The sequence below is a fragment of the Halomonas sp. PAMB 3264 genome (genome assembly GCF_031954245.1).
Classification (GTDB): Bacteria; Pseudomonadota; Gammaproteobacteria; order Pseudomonadales; family Halomonadaceae; genus Vreelandella.
Window position 1 is genome coordinate 3,636,684 of sequence record NZ_CP134866.1, and the last position, 19,696, is coordinate 3,656,379.

Genomic DNA, 19,696 nt, shown 5'->3' on the forward strand with positions numbered 1-19,696 from the left:
CGCCCCGCGGAGGGTTACTCGATACGGCGCCCCCCTGCTCAACATATTCTCCGATACGCGTTAGCCGACCAGATTATTCACGACCTTCAGCACCGGAGCGGATTGGTTCAGGGTGTAGAAATGAAGGCCCGGCGCACCGCCGTCGAGCAGGCGTTGCGACAACCGGGTGACGACCTCGGTACCGAAGGCGGCGATCGATTCGTGGTCGTCACCAAAGGATTCGAGCTGCTTGCGAATCCAGCGCGGGATTTCGGCGCCGCAGGCATCGGAAAAGCGCGCCAGCTTGGTGTAGTTGGTGATCGGCATGATGCCCGGAATGATCGGCTGGGTGACGCCGTGAGCGCGGGCGCGCTCGACGAAGTGGAAGTAGGCGTCGGCGGTGAAGAAGTACTGGGTGATCGCCATGTCGGCGCCGGCGTTCATCTTGCGCGCGAAATTCTCCACGTCGCGCTCGAGGTTGGCCGCCTGAGGATGCGACTCCGGGTAGGCGGCCACGGCGATGTTGAAGTGATCGCCGGTTTCCGCGCGGATGAACTCGACCAGCTCGTTGGCGTAGCGCAGCTCGCCGATACTCGCCATGCCCGAGGGCAGATCGCCGCGCAGCGCCACCAGGCTCTCCACGCCCTCTTCGCGGTACTGCGCCAGCAGATCGCGCAGCTGCGCCTTTTCACTGCCGATGCAGGAGAGGTGGGGCGCGGTAGTGATACCGCTTTCGCTCACCCGGCGAACGATGTCCTGGGTGCGCGCCTGGGTAGAGCCACCGGCGCCGTAGGTGACCGAGAAAAAGCGCGGGTTGGTGGCGGCCAGCGCATCGCGCACGTGAATCAGCTTCTCGCGCCCGGCCTCGGTGCTCGGCGGAAAGAACTCGAAGCTGATACCTAACGGATGTTCCTGGCTGCTCATGACGGGCCTCGCGGGGGCTATAAAGGTGATAATGTGGCCTATTGTCGCCGCTGAGCCGGGGCGCGGCTAATGAAAGATTCCACGGCGCTACGTTAATTTGATTCATAGTCGCGGCCTTTAACCTTTGGAAAACCTCATGGACCTCTCCTTTGCAACGCTTGCGGGCCCTTTACTGACACTTCTGAGCTTCGTGGCACTCGGTTTCGTTGCGGCCAAACGGCTCAAGGTGAATCCGCAGCCCATCGCCACGCTGCTGGTCTACGTGATCGCGCCGTTCACCGTCTTTCGAGCGCTGATGAACGGTGACCCGACCGCCGAGTATTTGACGCTGACGCTGGCGCTTTTTCTCTTCACCAGCACCCTGGCGCTGGCGGTCAACGCGCTTGGCCGGCGCGTTTTCGGCCCTCATGAAGCGGCGCTTTTGGCGTTCTCCTCGGGCACCGGCAATACCGGCTACTTCGGTCTGCCCATCGCGTTGATTTTGTTACCGCCAGAGGGAGTGACGCTCTATCTCTTCTGCATGTTGGGCATCAATCTTTACGAGTTCACCGTGGGCTTTTACCTGAGCGCGCGCGGCCAGTTCTCGGTGCGCCAGAGCCTCATCAAGATCAGCCGCCTGCCGCTTCTCTACGCCTTCGCCCTGGCGCTTTTGCTCGGCGCGCTCTCGATACGCCTGCCCGCGCCGGTGATGGAGTCGCTTTCGGTGTTCCCGGCAAGCTACACGCTGCTGGGCATGATGATCATCGGCATGACCTTGAGCCAGGCGCGGCTTGCGGCCTGGGATACGCGCTTCGTGCTGGCGTGCCTAGGGCTTCGCTACGTGCTGTGGCCGACGCTGATGCTCATTGGGGTACTGGTACTCGATGCGCTCCTGGGGCTTTCGCCGACGCTGGCGTTGGCGCTATTGCTGTTGAGCGTGGTGCCGATGGCCTCCAACGTGGTGGTGGTCGCCATGGAGCTTGGGATCGAGCCGCAAAAGGGGGCGCTTGCGGTGCTGACGAGCACGCTGCTGGCCCCACTTTTGATACCGCTTTATCTGGGCGTGATGCTGTCACTCACCGGGCTCGGCTAGAAAGGCGCTGCTCAAAAACCCGCTACGCCGACGGCGCGCAGCTGAATCGCCATGCGCGTAAGCTCGGGATGGCTGAAAAACGCCGCCAGCGCCTCACCGCGCACGGGGCCGACGCCGGGCCGGGCCTGCCACTCGTCGGCACTCAACGCCTTGAGCGTTTCCCAATCCTGCAGGCGCGCGTTTGCCCCCGGCGGCACGCCGAGAGCGTCCAGCCACGTCGCGAAGGAGGCGCCGCGCGCCTGGCGAAACGCGCTCAAGAGCGCTTCGGCGCGCGCCTCCCCGATGCCGGAGACCTGCATGAGCCCCTCGCGGCTCAGTTGCTGCCAGCCCAAAAGCTCGTTCACCGCCCCCGCCTCCAACAGCGCGCGCCAGGTGCCCTCACCCACCCCGCGCATGTTGAGCCGCTCGCCAAGATACGTCAGCCGTGCCAGCAGCTGGTCGAAACAGCCCGGCGTCAGCGAAAAGCAGCTCAAGAGATGATAGCGCTCGGGCGCCGGCGGGGTGAGCTCGGCGCGCTCGCGGGTGTGCCAGACCACCTCGCGCGCCTGAGGGATGGTGAGCCCGGCGAGCTCGACGGCGACCTGGTCGCCGGGGCGCACGTCCCACTCGCGCCAGCGATCGAGCGAGCCCAGCGACACCCGGCCAATGCGCCGCCCGTCGAGCTCGACCGGGTAGAGGTGCAGAAGCGGCGTCACCCGCCCGGTGCGGCCGACGCGAAACTCGACGCCGCGCACCTGTGCCAGCGCTTGGCTTGGCGGATACTTCCAGGCCACCGCCCAGCTCGGCGGCGAGCTCGACCAGCTCTGGATGCCCGGGCGCTCGGCCTGCTTGATCACCACGCCGTCGGTGGCAAATGGCAGCGGTGCGTTGAACCAGGTCTCGCGCCAGTAGGCGGCATCGTGCTGCTCATCGAGGCGGTGGGTATAGGCCGCGGTGTCGAAGCCGAGCGCTCGAAGCGCGTCAAGCCGAGTGGCCATGTCCGTCGGGCCGTCCGGCCAATCCCAGACGAAGAGTCCGATACGCTCGAGCGTCTCCGCGCTCGGCGCGCGCCGGGCCATGACGCCGGCCACCCGCCCCCGGGCACCGCTCTCCGCTGCCTCGGCCTGAACGTGGTCACTCAGGCGCCAATAGAGCTCCCCCTGGAGGATCGCGTCGATGGGCCGGGGCAGCCGGTTGGGCACTGCGGGCAGCTCCAGCGCGCGCGGGGTCCAGTTCTGGCCGCGCTCGCCATCGCCGCGGCTGACCGCATCGATCAGCTCGCCGGCCTCATAGTGGAGCGTGACCGCCACCCCGTCGACCTTGGGCTGAATCCAGAGATTGTCGCGGCGGGTAGTGAAGCGGCGCACGCCCTCCTCGTCGGTTTTTTCGAGCCCGGTCTGCGCCGCCGGGTGGGCGCGGGTGGAAATGGTACGCTCAGCGGACGCAGGCAGAGCAGGCGGGGAAACCGTGCGAGTGGACGTGGTACGCGTGGAGCTCGTCCGAGTGGAATCAGGGCGAGCGGAATCAGGACGAGCGGTAGTAGCGTGTGTAGCGTCGGTTTCCAGAACGTTTTCGAGCGGCCGGTGCTGCGGCGTTTGCCCAAGACAGCGCTGCCACTGCGCCAAACGCGCCGCGGCCTGGTCATACAGCGTATCGCTGACCAGCGCCACGCCTTCGCCGTGGTAGCTCAAATCCCACAGCGCGATCTGCTCGGCCAGGGCCTGGGTTTCGAGTGTGAGCCGCTCATCGGGCCAGGGCGGGCAGTCATCGGCGCGAACCCCAAAGGCCAGCAGGGACAGTACGGCTAGCGTCAACAAAGAGGAAAGCGTACGCCTTTTGATCGTCATGACTCGGCCCCGAGGCTCACTATTCATTAAAAGCCTAGGGCAGCCGTGGGACTTTCGCCCATAAAAAAACGCCCCCGGCAAAGCCGAGGGCGCTGGATCGAACGCGGGGCGGGCCTAGAGGCCGGCGGCGCTTTTGAGCGCGTCCGCCTTGTCGATCTTCTCCCAGGGGAAGGCGGTGAAGGTCTCGACCTGCGTCTCGCCCTTGTCGTCCACCCACTCATAGCGGTGCTCGAAGGGCTCGCGGCCGAAGTGGCCGTAGGCGGCGGTGAGCTGATACATCGGGTGCAGCAAATCGAGCATTGTGGTGATCGCGTAGGGGCGCAGGTCGAAGTGCTCGCGTACCAGCTCGACGATGCGAGCGTCATCGATCTTGCCGGTGCCGAAGGTGTCGATCGAGACCGAGGTCGGCTCGGCCACGCCGATGGCATACGACACCTGGATTTCGCACTTGTCGGCAAGCCCCGCCGCGACCACGTTCTTGGCCACGTAGCGACCGGCGTAGGCCGCACTGCGGTCCACTTTTGAGGGGTCCTTGCCCGAGAACGCGCCGCCGCCGTGGCGGGCCATGCCGCCGTAGGTGTCGACGATGATCTTACGCCCGGTCAACCCGCAGTCGCCCACCGGGCCACCGATGACGAACTTGCCCGTCGGGTTGATGTGGTATTGGGTGTTCTCGTCGAGCCACTCGGCGGGCAGCACTTCTTCGATGATCTCGCGCAGCACCATGTGGCGCAGGTCTTCCTGGGCGATCTCCGGGTCGTGCTGGGTCGAGAGCACCACCGCATCGACGCCGCAGGGCTGACCCTGCGCGTCGTAGCGGAAGGTCACCTGACTCTTGGCGTCCGGGCGAAGCCAGGGCAGCATGCCGTTTTTACGCAGCTCCGCTTGGCGCTCCACCAGGCGGTGCGAGTAATGAATCGGCGCCGGCATGTAGGAGTCGGTTTCGTTGGTGGCGTAGCCGAACATCAGGCCCTGGTCGCCGGCACCCTGATCTTCGGGCTTGGTGCGATCGACACCCTGAGCGATCTCCACGCTCTGCTTGCCGATCAGGTTCACCACGCCACAGGTCGCGCCGTCGAAGCCCACTTGTGACGAGGTATAGCCGATATCGGTGATCACGTCGCGTACCAGGGTTTCCAGGTCGACCCAGGCGGAGGTCGTGATCTCGCCGGCGATGATCGCGACACCGGTCTTGACCAGGGTTTCGCAGGCCACGCGCGCCTGCTTGTCCCGGGCGATGATCGCATCCAGCACCGCATCGGAAATCTGGTCGGCAATTTTATCGGGATGCCCCTCGGAAACGGATTCGGAGGTAAACAGGGAATATTCGCTCATTACGCGCTCGGCCCTCGTACGACGGCTGCCGGCTGACAGCATCAAAAAAATCGCGGCAGGAGGCACCCTGCCGGAGTGGTAACGCGGCGACGCCGCCGCAAACGGTGGAGTTTACACGCAAGCAAGGCGCGTTCCCATAAGGCGTGCCTATAATTTGCCGAGGCCCTTGAAGTCAGCGACAATAGCCCCCTTTCTGGTTTTCGCATCGATATTCTCGCTGTTATATCGATGTTTTCTGATCCCTGTTTTCCGTCTTCAGGCGAGGAGCCCCCCATGCCGTCCCGTTTTGAGCTGGCCAACGCCATTCGCGCCCTTTCCATGGATGCCGTCCAGAAGGCCAATTCCGGCCACCCCGGCGCCCCCATGGGCATGGCGGATATCGCCGAGGTGCTGTGGAACGACTACTTGAAGCACAACCCCGAGGATCCGAAGTGGGCCGACCGCGACCGCTTCGTGCTCTCCAACGGGCACGGCTCGATGCTGCTCTATTCGCTGTTGCACCTCACCGGCTACGACGTGAGCCTCGAGCACCTGCAGTCATTTCGCAAGCTCCACTCGCCCACCGCTGGTCACCCGGAATTCGGCTACGCGCCGGGCATCGAAACCACGACCGGCCCGCTCGGTCAGGGGTTTGCCAACGCCGTGGGCTTTGCCCTGGCCGAGCGCACGTTGGCCGCACAGTTCAACCGCCCGGGCCACACCGTGGTCGACCACCACACCTGGTGTTTCCTCGGCGACGGCTGCCTGATGGAAGGCGTCTCCCACGAAGCGGCCTCGTTTGCCGGCACCCAGCAGCTTGGCAAGCTGATCGCGCTGTATGACGATAACGGCATCTCCATCGATGGCGAAGTCGAGGGCTGGTTCACCGACGACACCGCCAAGCGCTTCGAGTCCTACGGCTGGCACGTGGTGCCCAACGTCGACGGCCACAAGCCGGAAGAGATCAAGGCCGCCATCGAACTCGCCAAACAGAGTGACAAGCCGAGTTTGATCATCTGCAAGACCATCATCGGCTTCGGCGCGCCCAACAAGCAGGGCAAGGAAGAGTCCCACGGCGCCGCGCTCGGCGACGACGAAGTGGCGGCAACGCGCAAGCAGCTCGGCTGGGAGCACGCGCCGTTTTATATCCCCGAGCCGATCTACACCGCCTGGGACGCCCGTGAGGCGGGTAAAAAGCAGCAGGATGCCTGGAACGAGCGCTTCGCGCGCTACGCTGACGCCCACCCGGAACTCGCCCGCGAGTTCAAGCGCCGCATGAAGGGCGAACTGCCCGCCGAGCTCGGCACCGAAGCGCTGATCGAAAAGGCGCAGGAGAAAGGCGAAAGCATCGCCTCGCGCAAGGCATCGCTTGCCGCGCTCAACGCCATCGGCCCGCAGATGCCGGAGCTTCTGGGCGGCAGCGCCGACCTGGCCCCGTCGAACCTGACCTACTGGGAAGGCACCCAGGCAATCACTGCAGAAGACCCGAGCGGCAGCTATCTGCACTACGGCGTGCGCGAGTTCGGCATGGGCGCGGTAATGAACGGCATCGCCCTGCACGGCGGCTTCGTCCCCTACGGCGCCACGTTCCTGATCTTCATGGAGTACATGCGCAACGCCGTACGCATGGCCGCTCTGATCGGTAATCAGGCGATCTACGTCTTCACCCACGACTCCATTGGCCTTGGCGAAGACGGCCCGACCCACCAGCCGATCGAGCAGCTCACGAACCTGCGTACCACGCCGAACCTCTCGACCTGGCGCCCTTGCGATGCCGTCGAGACCATGGCGTCCTGGGATGCCGCGCTCAAGCGCCGCTCAGGGCCCACGGCGCTGGTGCTCTCGCGCCAGAACCTACCGCACCAGGCCCGCGCTCAGTCGCAGCTTGCCGAGATTCAGCGCGGCGGCTACGTGTTGAAGGATGCCGAGGGCACTCCGGAGCTGATTCTGATCGCCACCGGCTCGGAAGTGGCGCTGGCCATGGACGCGGCCGCCGCGCTCGAAGGCCAGGGCCGCGCGGTGCGCGTGGTATCGATGCCCTCGACCGACCGCTTCGACGAGCAGGACGCCGAGTACAAGGAGCACGTCCTGCCACGCGCGGTGAGCAAGCGCATCGCGATCGAAGCCGCCCACGCTGATTACTGGTACAAGTACGTGGGCCTCGATGGCCGCGTGATCGGCATGACCACCTTTGGTGAGTCTGCGCCAGCCGGCGATCTGTTCAAGCACTTCGGTTTCACTGTGGACAACATCGTCGACCAGGCCCGTGAACTGCTGGGCTGATCCCGTCGCGCGCAGCAAGGAGTCGCCGCCCGGATGCCCGCACTAACCGGTTTCTTGTGGCTGGTCGGCTACTACCTGATCGGGGAGGCGGTCATTCGCCTCTCCGGTCTGCCCGTCTCCTCCGGCGTGGTGGGAATGCTGTTGCTCACCGCCACGCTGATGCTTCTTCGCCGCGTCCCGGCCCCTTTGGCCGCCGCGGCCCAGCCGCTGATCGCGCTTTTAGCGATGCTGATCATGCCCGGCGTCGTTGGGGTATTCTTCATCATCGACGACCTCCAGGGCCAGTGGTCGGTAATTCTTGCCGCGCTGGTGCTCGGCACGCTGGCAAGCGTGGCGAGCACTCTCTGGCTGCTCAAGGCTCTGATGGACAGATCATGATGGAAGGTCGCCATGAACGCTGACGGTTTGCTCGAGACGCTCGCCGCGTCGCCGCTGTTCGCCGTGGCTCTAACGCTTGCGGCGTTCATCGTCGCCAACGCCCTGTTCGTGCGTCTGAAACGGCCCGCCTGGCTGCCGGCGGTGCTGATCGCCGCACTCCTGCTCGCCGCCACGCTTGCGCTGATCGATCTGCCCTACCCGCGCTATCGCGAAGGGGCGCTGTGGCTGACCCTGCTGCTGGGCCCGGCCACGGTGGCGCTGGGCATGCCGCTTTATCAGCAGCTACCGCACATCCGCGCGTTGTGGCGCGAGCTGGCCGTTTGCCTACCCATCGCCGCCACCCTGGCCGCCTGCTATGCCTTGGGCATTGCCTGGCTTCTGGGCGCGCCACCGGACATTCTCGCCTCGCTTGCCGCCAAATCGGTCACCGCGCCGATCGCCATCGGCATCACCGAGCAAATTGGCGGCTCGGTGGCGCTGATGCTCGGCGCGCTGCTGGTGACCGGCGTGGCCACGGCGGCGTTCACCGGCCCGGCGGCGAAACTTTTGAAGATCGAGGACGAGCGCGTCATCGGCTTTACCCTGGGACTCAACGGCCACGCGATCGGCACCGTGCGGGCGTTCGAAATAAGCCCCACCGCCGGCGCCTTCGCGTCGCTCGGCATGAGCCTTACGGGTATTTTCACCGCGCTTTTGCTGCCGCTTGCCTGGCACCTGGTAGGAGCCAAGCCATGAAATACGCTAGAATCACGCGAGTTTACGGCCGCCTGGCCGCCACCGCCCCCTAAAGAGCTGCCGCTTATGGCCGAGTCCACACCTGCATTTCGTATCGCCATCAACGGCTATGGCCGCGTCGGCCAGTGCGTGCTGCGCGCGCTCATCGAGCGCGACGACCCCGACCTCGAGATCGTCGCGATCAACGAGCTGTCGGATCTGGATACGATTGCGTATCTCACCCGCTTCGATACCACGCATGGCCGTTTTCCTGCCTCAGTGGAGAGCGACGGCGAGGCGCTGGTGGTGGGCGGGCGGCGCATTCAGGTACTCAGCGAAGCCGACCCGTCCCGCCTGCCCTGGCGAGCGCTTGAGATCGACCTGGTGCTGGAGTGTTCGGGTAGCTTCAAGGACCGCGCCACCGCTGAACAGCATCTCGAGGCCGGCGCCAAGCGGCTTTTGTTCTCGCAGCCGGCGGAGTCCGACGTCGACGCCACTATCGTCTGGGGGATCAACGAACAGACGCTGTCGGCCGAGCAGCGCATTTTGTCGGCGGCGTCGTGCACGACCAACTGTCTGGTACCGCTTCTCACCGTGCTCGACGAGGCGCTGGGGCTCGAGCACGGCGTGACCACCACCATTCACTCGGCGATGAACGACCAGCCGGTGATCGATGCCTACCACCAGACCGACCTGCGCCTGACCCGCTCGGCGATGCACTCCATCGTGCCCGTCGATACGGGCTTGGCCGTGGGCATCAGCCGCTTGATGCCGGCACTCAAGGGGCGCTTCGAGTGCTTGCACGTGCGCGTGCCGACCATTAACGTTTCGGCGATGGATGCCGCGCTCACCGTGAAGCGCGATACCGACGCCCGGGAAGTCAACGCGCTGTTGAAGGAAGTGTGCCGCACGCGTCTTCTAGGCGTGCTGGACTACACCGAGGCCCCAATGGCCTCGGTCGACTTCAATCACGACCCGCACTCGGGCATTCTGGACGCCACCCAGACCCGGGTCGCCGGCAAGCGGCTGGTCAAACTGCTCTGCTGGTTCGACAACGAGTGGGGGTTTGCCAACCGAATGCTGGATATCAGCCGACGCCTGGCGTCGCTCGCGCCGCCTCCAAGCCACTGACGTACCAACGCCCAACCACAAGGAAGCCGTCTGGATGAACGTGCAAACGATGTCCGAGCACTCGCTAAAGGGTCAGCGCGTGCTGATCCGCGAGGATCTGAACGTACCGATCAAGCATGGCCGCGTCACCAGCGACGCGCGTCTGCGCGCCGCCCTGCCGACCATTCAGGCGGCCAGGGATGCCGGCGCAAAAGTGCTGCTGATGAGCCACCTGGGCCGTCCCACCGAAGGCGAGCCCGCCGAGGAGTTCTCGCTCGGCCCGGTCGCCGAGCACCTTGGCGAGCTGCTGGGCCAGCCGGTCATGCTTGCCACCGACTACCTCGACAAGGCGCCGGAACTCGACGACGGTGATGTCGTGCTACTCGAAAACGTGCGCTTTAACACCGGCGAGAAAAAGGACGACGAGGCGCTGGCCAAACGCTACGCCGCGCTTTGTGACATTTTCGTGATGGACGCCTTCGGCACCGCCCACCGCGCCCAGGCCTCGACCCACGGCGTGGCGCGCTTTGCCCCCATCGCCTGCGCCGGCCCGCTGCTCGCCGGCGAGCTCGAAGCGCTCGAGAAGGCGCTGGCCACGCCGAAACGGCCCATGACGGCGATCGTCGGCGGCTCGAAGGTCTCGACCAAGCTCGACGTGCTCAATGCGCTCTCCGAGAAGTGCGACCAGCTCATCGTCGGCGGCGGCATCGCCAACACCTTCATCGCCGCGGCGGGTTATAATGTGGGCAAATCGCTTTTTGAAGCGGATCTGGTCGATCAGGCCAAAACGCTGATGGCGACGGTCAACATTCCGCTGCCCACCGACGTGGTCGTGGCCACCGAGTTTTCCGAGTCCGCGAAAGCGACGGTCAAGCCGGTCGATCAGGTGGCGGACGACGAGATGATCCTCGATATCGGCCCGGACACCGCCGGCCGCCTGGCCGGGCTTTTGAAGGACGCCGGCACGATTTTATGGAACGGCCCGGTGGGCGTGTTCGAGATCGACCAGTTCGGCAAGGGCACCGAGGCGCTCTCGAAAGCGATCGCCGAAAGCGCGGCGTTCTCGATCGCCGGCGGCGGCGACACCCTGGCCGCGATCGACAAGTACGCCATTAGCGATCGCGTCTCCTATATTTCCACCGGCGGCGGCGCGTTTTTGGAGTACGTCGAGGGCAAGGCGCTTCCCGCCGTGACCGCCCTCGAAGCCGCTGCCCGCGGCGCGTAACCCGTTAACACCACCGACCCTCACGATCGACAACCAGTAAGGTGACTTCATGGCTTTAATCAGCATGCGCCAGATGCTCGACCACGCCGCCGAACACGGCTACGGCATCCCGGCCTTCAACGTCAACAACCTCGAGCAGATGCGCGCCATCATGGAAGCCGCCGACAAGACCGACTCGCCGGTGATCGTGCAGGCGTCTGCCGGGGCGCGCAAGTACGCCGGCGCGCCGTTTCTGCGCCACCTGATTCTGGCCGCGGTGGAAGAGTTTCCGCATATCCCGGTGGTCATGCACCAGGACCACGGCACCAGCCCCGCGGTGTGCCAGCGCTCGATCCAGCTCGGCTTCTCCTCGGTGATGATGGACGGATCATTAGGTGAAGACGGCAAGACGCCGATGGATTACGACTACAACGTCGACGTCACCCGCCGCACGGTGGAAATGGCCCACGCCTGCGGCGTCTCCGTCGAAGGCGAGCTTGGCTGCCTGGGAAGCCTGGAAACCGGCATGGCCGGCGAAGAAGACGGCATCGGCGCCGAAGGTAAGCTCGACATGGAGCAGCTTCTGACCGATCCGGAAGAGGCCGCCGAGTTCGTCAAGGCGACCCACGTCGACGCACTGGCCATCGCCATCGGCACCAGCCACGGCGCCTACAAGTTCACTCAGCCCCCCACCGGCGATACGCTTTCGATCCAGCGTATCAAGGAGATCCACGCGCGCATCCCGGACACCCATCTGGTCATGCACGGCTCCTCCTCGGTACCCCAGGAGTGGCTCGTGATCATCAACCAGTACGGCGGCGAGATTCCCGAAACCTACGGCGTGCCGGTCGAAGAGATCGTCGAAGGCATCAAACACGGCGTACGCAAGGTCAATATCGACACCGACCTGCGCCTGGCCTCCACCGGCGCGGTTCGCCGCTTCCTGGCCCAGAACCCGTCCGAGTTCGACCCGCGTAAATTCCTCAAGGAAACCGTGTCGTCCATGCGCGATCTATGTATCGCTCGTTACGAAGCGTTCGGCACCGCCGGCAATGCCAGCAAGATCAAACCGATCAACCTGGAAGACATGTACGAGCGCTACGCCCGCGGCGAGCTGGACCCGAAGGTGAAGTAAACACCTCGCGTTCATGAATCGAGAAAGGCGGCCCTGGCCGCCTTTTTTATTGCCATCACTGATCAAAAACGCTTGTTGCAGCGCAGCATCGGCGTAGTATGGCGCCATCACCGTATCGACCCTGTTTCATCAACTGAAGGTAATCGCCATGAAGCACTCCGCCACGCCGTTCAGCGCTCCCTTCGTTCCCATGATGGGGATCTATAGCGCCACCATGATGGCGCTGGAGCTTTGGAGCACGTCGCTTTCGACGATCGCTCAGCGCCAACACCTTTGGCAAACCCAGCCGTTTTTCAGCCCGGGCATGATGCTCGAGAATCAGCGCATGGTGACCGAAAAGATGGAAGCGAGCATCGAGGCGGGCATGGCGATGCAAAAGGCCTTTTTCGGCGCCATGAATGGCCACTATGCGCCCTGGTGGGTCACCAGTCAGAAAACGATGTCGCCGTATCATCGCCGCAGCCGCGCCAATTCACGCAGGCTTTCACGCTGAGCACATTTTTTTAATCTGCGTTATCCCTCTTGCCGTTTCGTTAACGCCGTCGGGAAGTGAAGGTTTTAGCTGCTGTTTTTTCGATCATCCGATTTTCAAGCGCGCCCAGAGCGCGCTTTTTCACGTTCAGCAGGCTCAAAAAATTATAAAACAGTGTTCACAAAGTCAAAAAAATCCCGTTCAATAGAACTAAAGTCGGCTATTGAATGCCCGATAACCTTGTACCACGGGTTTATTACACGCAGCCAACGGCGCTGCAAGGATCACCGATGCTTCCACTTTTGTTATTCGATTGTGATGGCACTTTGGTTGACAGCGAACCTCTTCTCGCTGAAGAGATGGCGATCGCGCTCTGCGCGGTGGGTCTGCCTTTTAAACGCCAGGACTACATGGGCGAATTTCGCGGCGCCCGCTTTCGCAATATCGTCGCCGAGCTTCAGGCGCGCTTTGGCGCCGTCGACCCCGACCGGCTCGCCACGGCTGAGCGACTCATGCGCGACAACCTCGCTCACCGCCTGAGTCGCGAGCTCACCACGCTGCCCGGCGTCATGGCGGCGCTCAAAAAGCTTCGCCATTTCCCCAGCGCCGTGGTCTCCAATGGCCCGGAGAGCAAGATCCAGTCCGCGCTCAAGGCCGTCGACCTGACGCTTTACTTCGGCAAGCGTTTTTTCAGCGGCTATACCGCCAACTGCTGGAAGCCGGAACCCTGTCTACATCTGCACGCAGCCAGTATCATGGGCTACAGCGCCAGTGAATGCATCGCCATCGACGATGCGCTGGTGGGCGTTCGCGCCGCGCTGAAAGCGGGCATGACCGTGATTCATTTGAACCGCTTCCCCGAGACCGAAACCACGCCGGAAGGCGCGATTAAGATCGAGCGCATGCAGCAGCTGCCGGGGGTCGTGGCACAGCTGGTCGCGGGGCGAAAAAGCGTGGCAATACCCGAGTATTTGTTAGAGAAACAGTATGGCCTCATTACGTGATCAGTTGGGTGGTCTTGTATACTCAACCGAGCAGGGCAGAACCTGCCCCGATTGCCGCGCACCCATCGACGAGTGCCGCTGCGAGGAGCAAAGCGAGCAGGCAAGGCTCGCCTCACTCGACGGTATCGTGCGCATTCGCCGCGAAACCAGCGGGCGCAAGGGCAAGGGTGTCACCACGCTCAGCGGGATTCCGCTAGCCGGCGAGGAGCTCAAGGCGCTTTCGAAAACGCTCAAAAAGCGCTGCGGTACCGGCGGCGCCGTCAAGGATGGGGTCGTCGAGATTCAGGGCGACCACCGCGAAACGCTTAAAACGGCGCTCGAAGCGCTGGGTTATAAGGTCAAACTGGCGGGCGGCTAAACGGCCCGGCGCGCACCGCAGAGCGATTCTGCACACAGGTAAGGCACTGCAATGGTCTGGCTGGAGTATCTGCTACCGCTGATTTTCTTGTTTCCGATGGCGGCCATGGCCAGCGTCGTACTGGCGCTGCGCAGCCTTCACGACGCGCGCGTCGATTCCCCCTTCAACGCCCCGCTCAGAGAACCCGGCCAGGGTCTTCGCACCCGCCTCGATCGTGCCTACTCCGCGCTCTTTCTCAACGGCGCCCTTGGCCCTATCGTAAGCCTTGCGCCGCTCATTTACGGGATGGGCCGTATGCTGTTCGTGGAGCATCAGGAGTGGGGCGAATGGGCGCTCTATGGGCTTATCAGCACCTTGTTGGTCGTGGCATTTTCGCTGCTGCTGATTCGCGACTATCAGCGTATCCGCCGGCTCAAGCTAGGCCTTGCCTGCGAGCTGGCAGTGGGCCAGGAGCTCGAGCAACTGATTCGCCCGCAAGCGCATCCCTACTGCGTGTTTCACGATGTGCCCACCGATCACTTCACCATCGACCACGTGGTCGTGACGCCGCACGGTGTGTTCGTGGTGGAAACCCGCGCGCGAACGCTGGCACTCGGTCCTGACGGCAAGGAACTCAACGAGGTCGCGGTCGAGCACGAACGGCTGCGCTTTCCTCACTGGCAGGAGCGCCGCCCGCTGCTCAAGACGCGCGAAGGCGTTGCCTGGCTTTCCGACTGGCTGGCGCAGCGCTGCGGCGCGGCGGTCGAGGTAAAAGGCGTGCTGGCGCTACCGGGCTGGACCATCGATACGTCCGAGGCGGCACCGGACATCCTCGTGGTCAGCGGTGAGCAGCTCGCGCGCGAGCTCACCGAGTTCACGTCGACGCGTTTGTCCGACGCGCTTCACGACCAGATCATCCACGCGCTGCTGGAGCGCTCGCGCATGGTCGAGCCGCCCCATCTGCAGAAGGCCTCGGTCTAGTCGCCGCGAAGCCGACCGCCCATCTCCTGAGCCAGGTCCACCGCGTAGTGGTCGGTCATCCCGCCAATGAAATCGAGCATGCGCCGGTAGCTGTCGTACAGCGACCAGGAGGGGAGCGGCGTGTTTTCTCCGATCAGTGCCAATACGCGCTGATGCTTGAACGAGCTTTGGCCCGTGTGGTGAAGCTCATGGGCGGCGCCGATGAACGCCTCCAGCAGAATGCCCAGCGTCGTGTAGGCGCCGATCTCGAGTTTCGCCTTGCGCTCGTTTTGAAAAATACGCTCCCGGGCGAGCTGCTTGGCCGCCTGCACGCCCCATCCCAGATCCGGGTGGCAAAGCTCCAGCAGATCCTCACCCAGCGTGCCGCTCAACAGCGCCTGTTCGTTTTGCACGAACACCGACGCCACTTCGTTGACTGCACGCTCCATGGCCGCCCCGCGTAAAAGCGCGATGCGCCGACGCTGCGAGACGTTGCGACTGAGCATATCGTCGTACTCCGGCGGAAACTCACCGGCGATCTGGCGCAGAATCTCCACGACCTCCTCGTAGCGCAAAATGCCCATCTCGAGGCCGTCTTCCAGGTCAAGCAGCGCGTAGCAGATATCGTCGGCGGCCTCGACCAGCCATGCCAGCGGATGGCGACACCAGCGCTGCTCGCCCTGGGGCAAGAGCCCCACCGCATTGGCCACTTCCGTAAGCAGCGCCTGCTCCGATTGATAGCAGCCGAACTTGCCCATGCGGCCGCCGTAGCGAACGGTCCAGGGATATTTCAACAGCGTGCCAAGGGTCGCCGCCGAGAGTCGCATACCGCCATTGAACTGGTTGTACTCGATCTGAGTAATGACACGAAAGCCCTGGGCGTTGCCCTCGAAGGTGAGCAAATCCTCACACTCTGCCTCGGAAAGCCCGTCGAGCAGCCCGCTTCCCTGGGCGCGGCGAAACCAGTCGCGAATGGCGTACTCGCCGGCATGGCCAAAGGGAGGATTGCCGATATCGTGGCCCAGGCAGGCAGTTTGCACGATCACGCCCAGATCCGCCGGGGTAATCCACTCGGGCAGCTGGTCGCTCAAGAGCTCGCCGACGATCATGCCGAGCGAACGGCCCACGCAGCCCACCTCCAGCGAGTGGGTCAGCCGAGTATGGATGTGGTCGTTCTCGGTGAGCGGATGCACCTGAGTCTTGCGACCCAGCCGACGAAACGAGCCGGAAAAGACGATGCGGTCATGATCCTTGTGAAACGGAGTACGCCCCATTTCACGGCCGGTGGTCGAACGCTTGTCGTGCAAACGACGGGGCGAGAGCAGCTGCTCCCAGCGCATGTGTGTCATGGCAATCCTCCTTGAGGCGTGCATTTTGACACAAAACGGGTAGTAGCGGGACGTGAGGTCGAGCGGGGTATAGTAAACGCAGATGTTGGCTAGCGTGCTGATTCTTTTCTGCACGCATAAAAAAATCCCCCGCCTCGGGGAGACGGGGGATTTTCGGGATGGGTGCCTGACGATGACCCGACCGGCGTCCCGGCGGCCGGCGCTCCGGCGGCCGGCGTCCCGGTACCCTCGCACGGGGGTCCTCATACGCCGCTGCCCTTTTCTCGCGCACACAAAAAACCCGGCCAGGGGCCGGGTTCTCTGCACAATAGGTGCCTGACGATAACCTACTCTCGCATGGGGAGACCCCACACTACCATCGGCGCGTTGCGGTTTCACTTCCGAGTTCGGCAAGGGATCGGGTGGTTCACGCAAGCCATGGTCGTCAGGCGTAACTTTCAATGTATATCGGCTGACGGTTTCGTGATCGTCTCGTTCGACATGAAGCCTTTCGCTTCATGCTCGTGCGTATCCGGTTCCTGCTTCGTTGTCACTGCGGGCCGAACCCCTTGGGTGTTATAGGGTCAAGCCTCACGGGCCATTAGTACACGTTAGCTCAACACCTTGCGGTGCGTCCACACCGTGCCTATCAACCAGCTGGTCTCGCTGGGCCCTTCAGGAGGCTCGAGGCCTCGGGGATGTCTCATCTTGAAGGGGGCTTCCCGCTTAGATGCTTTCAGCGGTTATCCCGTCCGCACATAGCTACCCGGCAATGCCACTGGCGTGACAACCGGAACACCAGAGGTGCGTCCACTCCGGTCCTCTCGTACTAGGAGCAGCCCTTCTCAAACATCCAACGCCCACGGCAGATAGGGACCGAACTGTCTCACGACGTTCTAAACCCAGCTCGCGTACCACTTTAAATGGCGAACAGCCATACCCTTGGGACCGACTTCAGCCCCAGGATGTGATGAGCCGACATCGAGGTGCCAAACACCGCCGTCGATGTGAACTCTTGGGCGGTATCAGCCTGTTATCCCCGGAGTACCTTTTATCCGTTGAGCGATGGCCCTTCCATACAGAACCACCGGATCACTAGAACCTGCTTTCGCACCTGCTCGACGTGTCTGTCTCGCAGTCAAGCACCCTTATGCTCTTGCACTCATTGCACGATGTCCGACCGTGCTGAGGGTACCTTCGTGCTCCTCCGTTACTCTTTGGGAGGAGACCGCCCCAGTCAAACTACCCACCACACACTGTCCTCGACCCGGATAACGGGTCGGAGTGAGAACACCAATGATGCCAGGCCGGTATTTCAAGGGTGGCTCCCTCCGAACTGGCGTCCGGAGTTCCTAGCCTCCCGGCTATCCTACACAGGCAACATCAGTATCCAGTGTGAAGCTATAGTAAAGGTTCACGGGGTCTTTCCGTCTAGCCGCGGGTACACCGCATCTTCACGGCGATTTCAATTTCACTGAGTCTCGGGTGGAGACAGCGTGGCCATCATTACGCCATTCGTGCAGGTCGGAACTTACCCGACAAGGAATTTCGCTACCTTAGGACCGTTATAGTTACGGCCGCCGTTTACCGGGGCTTCGATCAGGAGCTTCGCCCGAGGGCTAACACCATCACTTAACCTTCCGGCACCGGGCAGGCGTCACACCCTATACGTCCGCTTGCGCGTTGGCAGAGTGCTGTGTTTTTACTAAACAGTTGCAGCCACCTGGTATCTTCGGCCGGTTCGGGCTCGGGGAGCAAGTCCCTCTACCCTACGCCGGCGTGCCTTCTCCCGAAGTTACGGCACCATTTTGCCTAGTTCCTTCACCCGAGTTCTCTCAAGCGCCTTGGGATTCTCACCCTGACCACCTGTGTCGGTTTGGGGTACGGTCGCACATGATCTGAAGCTTAGAGGCTTTTCCTGGAAGCGTGGCATCAGTGACTTCCTGACCGTGGTCAGTTCGTCTCGCATCTCGGCCTTGAACGCCCGGATTTGCCTGAGCGTTCAGCCTACCTGCTTTCACCGGGACAACCAGCGCCCGGCTCACCTAGCCTTCTCCGTCCCCCCATCGCAATCATGTCCGGTACGGGAATATTGACCCGTTTCCCATCGACTACGCCTTTCGGCCTCGCCTTAGGGGCCGACTCACTCTGCTCTGATTAGCATCGAACAGAAACCCTTGGTCTTCCGGCGGGGGAGTTTTTCACTCCCCTTATCGTTACTCATGTCAGCATTCGCACTCGTGATACCTCCAGCAGACCTCTCGATCCACCTTCATCGGCGTACACGACGCTCCTCTACCGCTCATCCAGAGGATGAACCCGTAGCTTCGGTACCTGGTTTAGCCCCGTTACATCTTCCGCGCAGGCCGACTCGACCAGTGAGCTATTACGCTTTCTTTAAAGGATGGCTGCTTCTAAGCCAACCTCCTGGCTGTCTGAGCCTTCCCACATCGTTTCCCACTTAACCAGGATTTGGGGACCTTAGCTGACGGTCCGGGTTGTTTCCCTTTTCACGACGGACGTTAGCACCCGCCGTGTGTCTCCCACGCTGCACTCACCGGTATTCGGAGTTTGCCTCGGGTTGGTAAGTCGGGATGACCCCCTAGCCGAAACAGTGCTCTACCCCCGGTGGTGATACGTGAGGCGCTACCTAAATAGCTTTCGAGGAGAACCAGCTATCTCCGGGCTTGATTAGCCTTTCACTCCGATCCACAAGTCATCCAAATCTTTTTCAACAGATCCTGGTTCGGGCCTCCAGTTGATGTTACTCAACCTTCACCCTGCTCATGGATAGATCGCCCGGTTTCGGGTCTATATCCAGCGACTGGTCGCCCAGTTAAGACTCGATTTCTCTACGCCTCCCCTATTCGGTTAAGCTCGCCACTGAATATAAGTCGCTGACCCATTATACAAAAGGTACGCAGTCACAGAACGAGTCTGCTCCCACTGCTTGTACGCACACGGTTTCAGGATCTATTTCACTCCCCTCGCCGGGGTTCTTTTCGCCTTTCCCTCACGGTACTGGTTCACTATCGGTCAGCCAGGAGTATTTAGCCTTGGAGGATGGTCCCCCCGTCTTCAATCAGGGTTTCTCGTGCCCCGACCTACTCGATTTCACTGTGCTCGGATTTCGGCTACGGGACTATCACCCGCTATGGTCAGACTTCCCAGACTGTTCGCCTATCGATTGCACAACTTAAGGGCTGGTCCCCGTTCGCTCGCCGCTACTGGGGGAATCTCGGTTGATTTCTTTTCCTCGGGGTACTTAGATGTTTCAGTTCCCCCGGTTCGCCTCGTATCCCTATGTATTCAGGATACGATACCGACCTTGTGGTCGGTGGGTTTCCCCATTCAGAGATGTTCGGGTCGCAGGTCGTTTGCCACCTCACCGAACCTTATCGCAGGCTTCCACGTCTTTCATCGCCTCTGGCTGCCTAGGCATCCACCGTGTGCGCTTCATTGCTTGACCCTATAACCCGAAGGAGTCCGGGCCCGCAATGACAACGATTGCCGGATACGCTTGAGACGTATCACAAAACAATTGCGTATCGAGATCACGTCACGATTACAGGAGCCGAAGCACCCGTCACCGTATCGTCATCCGATACTGTCAGCATGATATACATTGTTAAAGAGCGACTGCCATAAGCAGTGAC

15 protein-coding genes and 2 rRNA genes are annotated in these 19,696 nt (G+C 62.5%); 11 read left to right on the plus strand and 6 right to left on the minus strand.

Features of this window, described 5'->3' with window-relative positions; translation table 11 throughout:
- Positions 1–60 precede the first annotated feature (60 nt).
- Positions 61–903, minus strand: a complete 843-nt coding sequence (gene metF / locus RN347_RS16625; RefSeq protein WP_311958964.1) for a methylenetetrahydrofolate reductase [NAD(P)H] — start codon at positions 901–903, stop codon at positions 61–63.
- A gap of 136 nt (positions 904–1,039) precedes the next feature.
- On the opposite strand from metF, the gene RN347_RS16630 reads away from it, so the two are divergent.
- Positions 1,040–1,975, plus strand: coding sequence for an AEC family transporter (locus RN347_RS16630; RefSeq protein WP_311958965.1), 936 nt, complete (start codon positions 1,040–1,042; stop codon positions 1,973–1,975).
- Between the two features lie 11 nt (positions 1,976–1,986).
- Here the strand turns inward: RN347_RS16630 and ligB are convergent, their stop codons facing one another.
- Together ligB and metK are read right to left on the minus strand one after the other, a co-directional pair.
- Positions 1,987–3,801 carry an NAD-dependent DNA ligase LigB gene (gene ligB, locus RN347_RS16635; RefSeq protein WP_311958966.1) on the minus strand — a complete coding sequence of 605 codons (1,815 nt, stop codon included), beginning with the start codon at positions 3,799–3,801 and terminating at the stop codon, positions 1,987–1,989.
- A 114-nt stretch (positions 3,802–3,915) separates the two neighbouring features.
- The gene (gene metK / locus RN347_RS16640) at positions 3,916–5,136 is read right to left on the minus strand and encodes a methionine adenosyltransferase (RefSeq protein WP_263585740.1); all 1,221 of its coding nucleotides are present in this window, start codon (positions 5,134–5,136) and stop codon (positions 3,916–3,918) included.
- 273 nt (positions 5,137–5,409) lie between these two features.
- On the opposite strand from metK, the gene tkt reads away from it, so the two are divergent.
- The 10 genes from tkt to RN347_RS16690 all read left to right on the plus strand — a co-directional run bounded on the left by tkt (position 5,410) and on the right by RN347_RS16690 (position 14,733).
- A complete protein-coding gene (gene tkt, locus RN347_RS16645) occupies positions 5,410–7,398 on the plus strand; it encodes a transketolase (protein WP_263585739.1) in 1,989 nt (662 codons plus the stop codon).
- 33 nt (positions 7,399–7,431) lie between these two features.
- Complete coding sequence (locus RN347_RS16650) at positions 7,432–7,776, plus strand: CidA/LrgA family protein (protein ID WP_263585738.1); 345 nt, start codon at positions 7,432–7,434, stop codon at positions 7,774–7,776.
- A 12-nt stretch (positions 7,777–7,788) separates the two neighbouring features.
- Complete coding sequence (locus RN347_RS16655; RefSeq protein WP_263585737.1) at positions 7,789–8,511, plus strand: LrgB family protein; 723 nt, start codon at positions 7,789–7,791, stop codon at positions 8,509–8,511.
- Between the two features lie 66 nt (positions 8,512–8,577).
- Positions 8,578–9,621: a glyceraldehyde 3-phosphate dehydrogenase NAD-binding domain-containing protein gene (locus RN347_RS16660; RefSeq protein WP_311958968.1), complete on the plus strand. Its 1,044-nt coding sequence runs from the start codon at positions 8,578–8,580 to the stop codon at positions 9,619–9,621.
- A 34-nt stretch (positions 9,622–9,655) separates the two neighbouring features.
- A complete protein-coding gene (locus RN347_RS16665; protein WP_263585735.1) occupies positions 9,656–10,825 on the plus strand; it encodes a phosphoglycerate kinase in 1,170 nt (389 codons plus the stop codon).
- A gap of 49 nt (positions 10,826–10,874) precedes the next feature.
- Positions 10,875–11,939: a class II fructose-bisphosphate aldolase gene (gene fba, locus RN347_RS16670; RefSeq protein ID WP_311958969.1), complete on the plus strand. Its 1,065-nt coding sequence runs from the start codon at positions 10,875–10,877 to the stop codon at positions 11,937–11,939.
- A gap of 148 nt (positions 11,940–12,087) precedes the next feature.
- Positions 12,088–12,432 (plus strand): hypothetical protein, encoded by a 345-nt coding sequence (locus tag RN347_RS16675; RefSeq protein WP_263585733.1) that lies wholly within the window; start codon positions 12,088–12,090, stop codon positions 12,430–12,432.
- Between the two features lie 269 nt (positions 12,433–12,701).
- A complete protein-coding gene (locus RN347_RS16680) occupies positions 12,702–13,415 on the plus strand; it encodes an HAD-IA family hydrolase (protein WP_311958970.1) in 714 nt (237 codons plus the stop codon).
- Positions 13,399–13,773, plus strand: a complete 375-nt coding sequence (locus RN347_RS16685) for a translation initiation factor Sui1 (RefSeq protein WP_263585731.1) — start codon at positions 13,399–13,401, stop codon at positions 13,771–13,773. The genes RN347_RS16680 and RN347_RS16685 overlap by 17 nt, the downstream gene beginning before the upstream one ends.
- 51 nt (positions 13,774–13,824) lie before the next feature.
- Positions 13,825–14,733: a nuclease-related domain-containing protein gene (locus RN347_RS16690; RefSeq protein ID WP_263585730.1), complete on the plus strand. Its 909-nt coding sequence runs from the start codon at positions 13,825–13,827 to the stop codon at positions 14,731–14,733.
- Here RN347_RS16690 and RN347_RS16695 read toward each other — a convergent pair.
- The 3 genes from RN347_RS16695 to RN347_RS16705 all read right to left on the minus strand — a co-directional run bounded on the left by RN347_RS16695 (position 14,730) and on the right by RN347_RS16705 (position 19,509).
- Positions 14,730–16,061 carry a deoxyguanosinetriphosphate triphosphohydrolase gene (locus RN347_RS16695; protein WP_263585729.1) on the minus strand — a complete coding sequence of 444 codons (1,332 nt, stop codon included), beginning with the start codon at positions 16,059–16,061 and terminating at the stop codon, positions 14,730–14,732. The genes RN347_RS16690 and RN347_RS16695 overlap by 4 nt on opposite strands.
- A 313-nt stretch (positions 16,062–16,374) precedes the next feature.
- Positions 16,375–16,490, minus strand: a 5S ribosomal RNA gene (rrf, locus tag RN347_RS16700).
- A gap of 130 nt (positions 16,491–16,620) precedes the next feature.
- A 23S ribosomal RNA gene (locus RN347_RS16705) occupies positions 16,621–19,509 on the minus strand.
- Positions 19,510–19,696 lie beyond the last annotated feature (187 nt).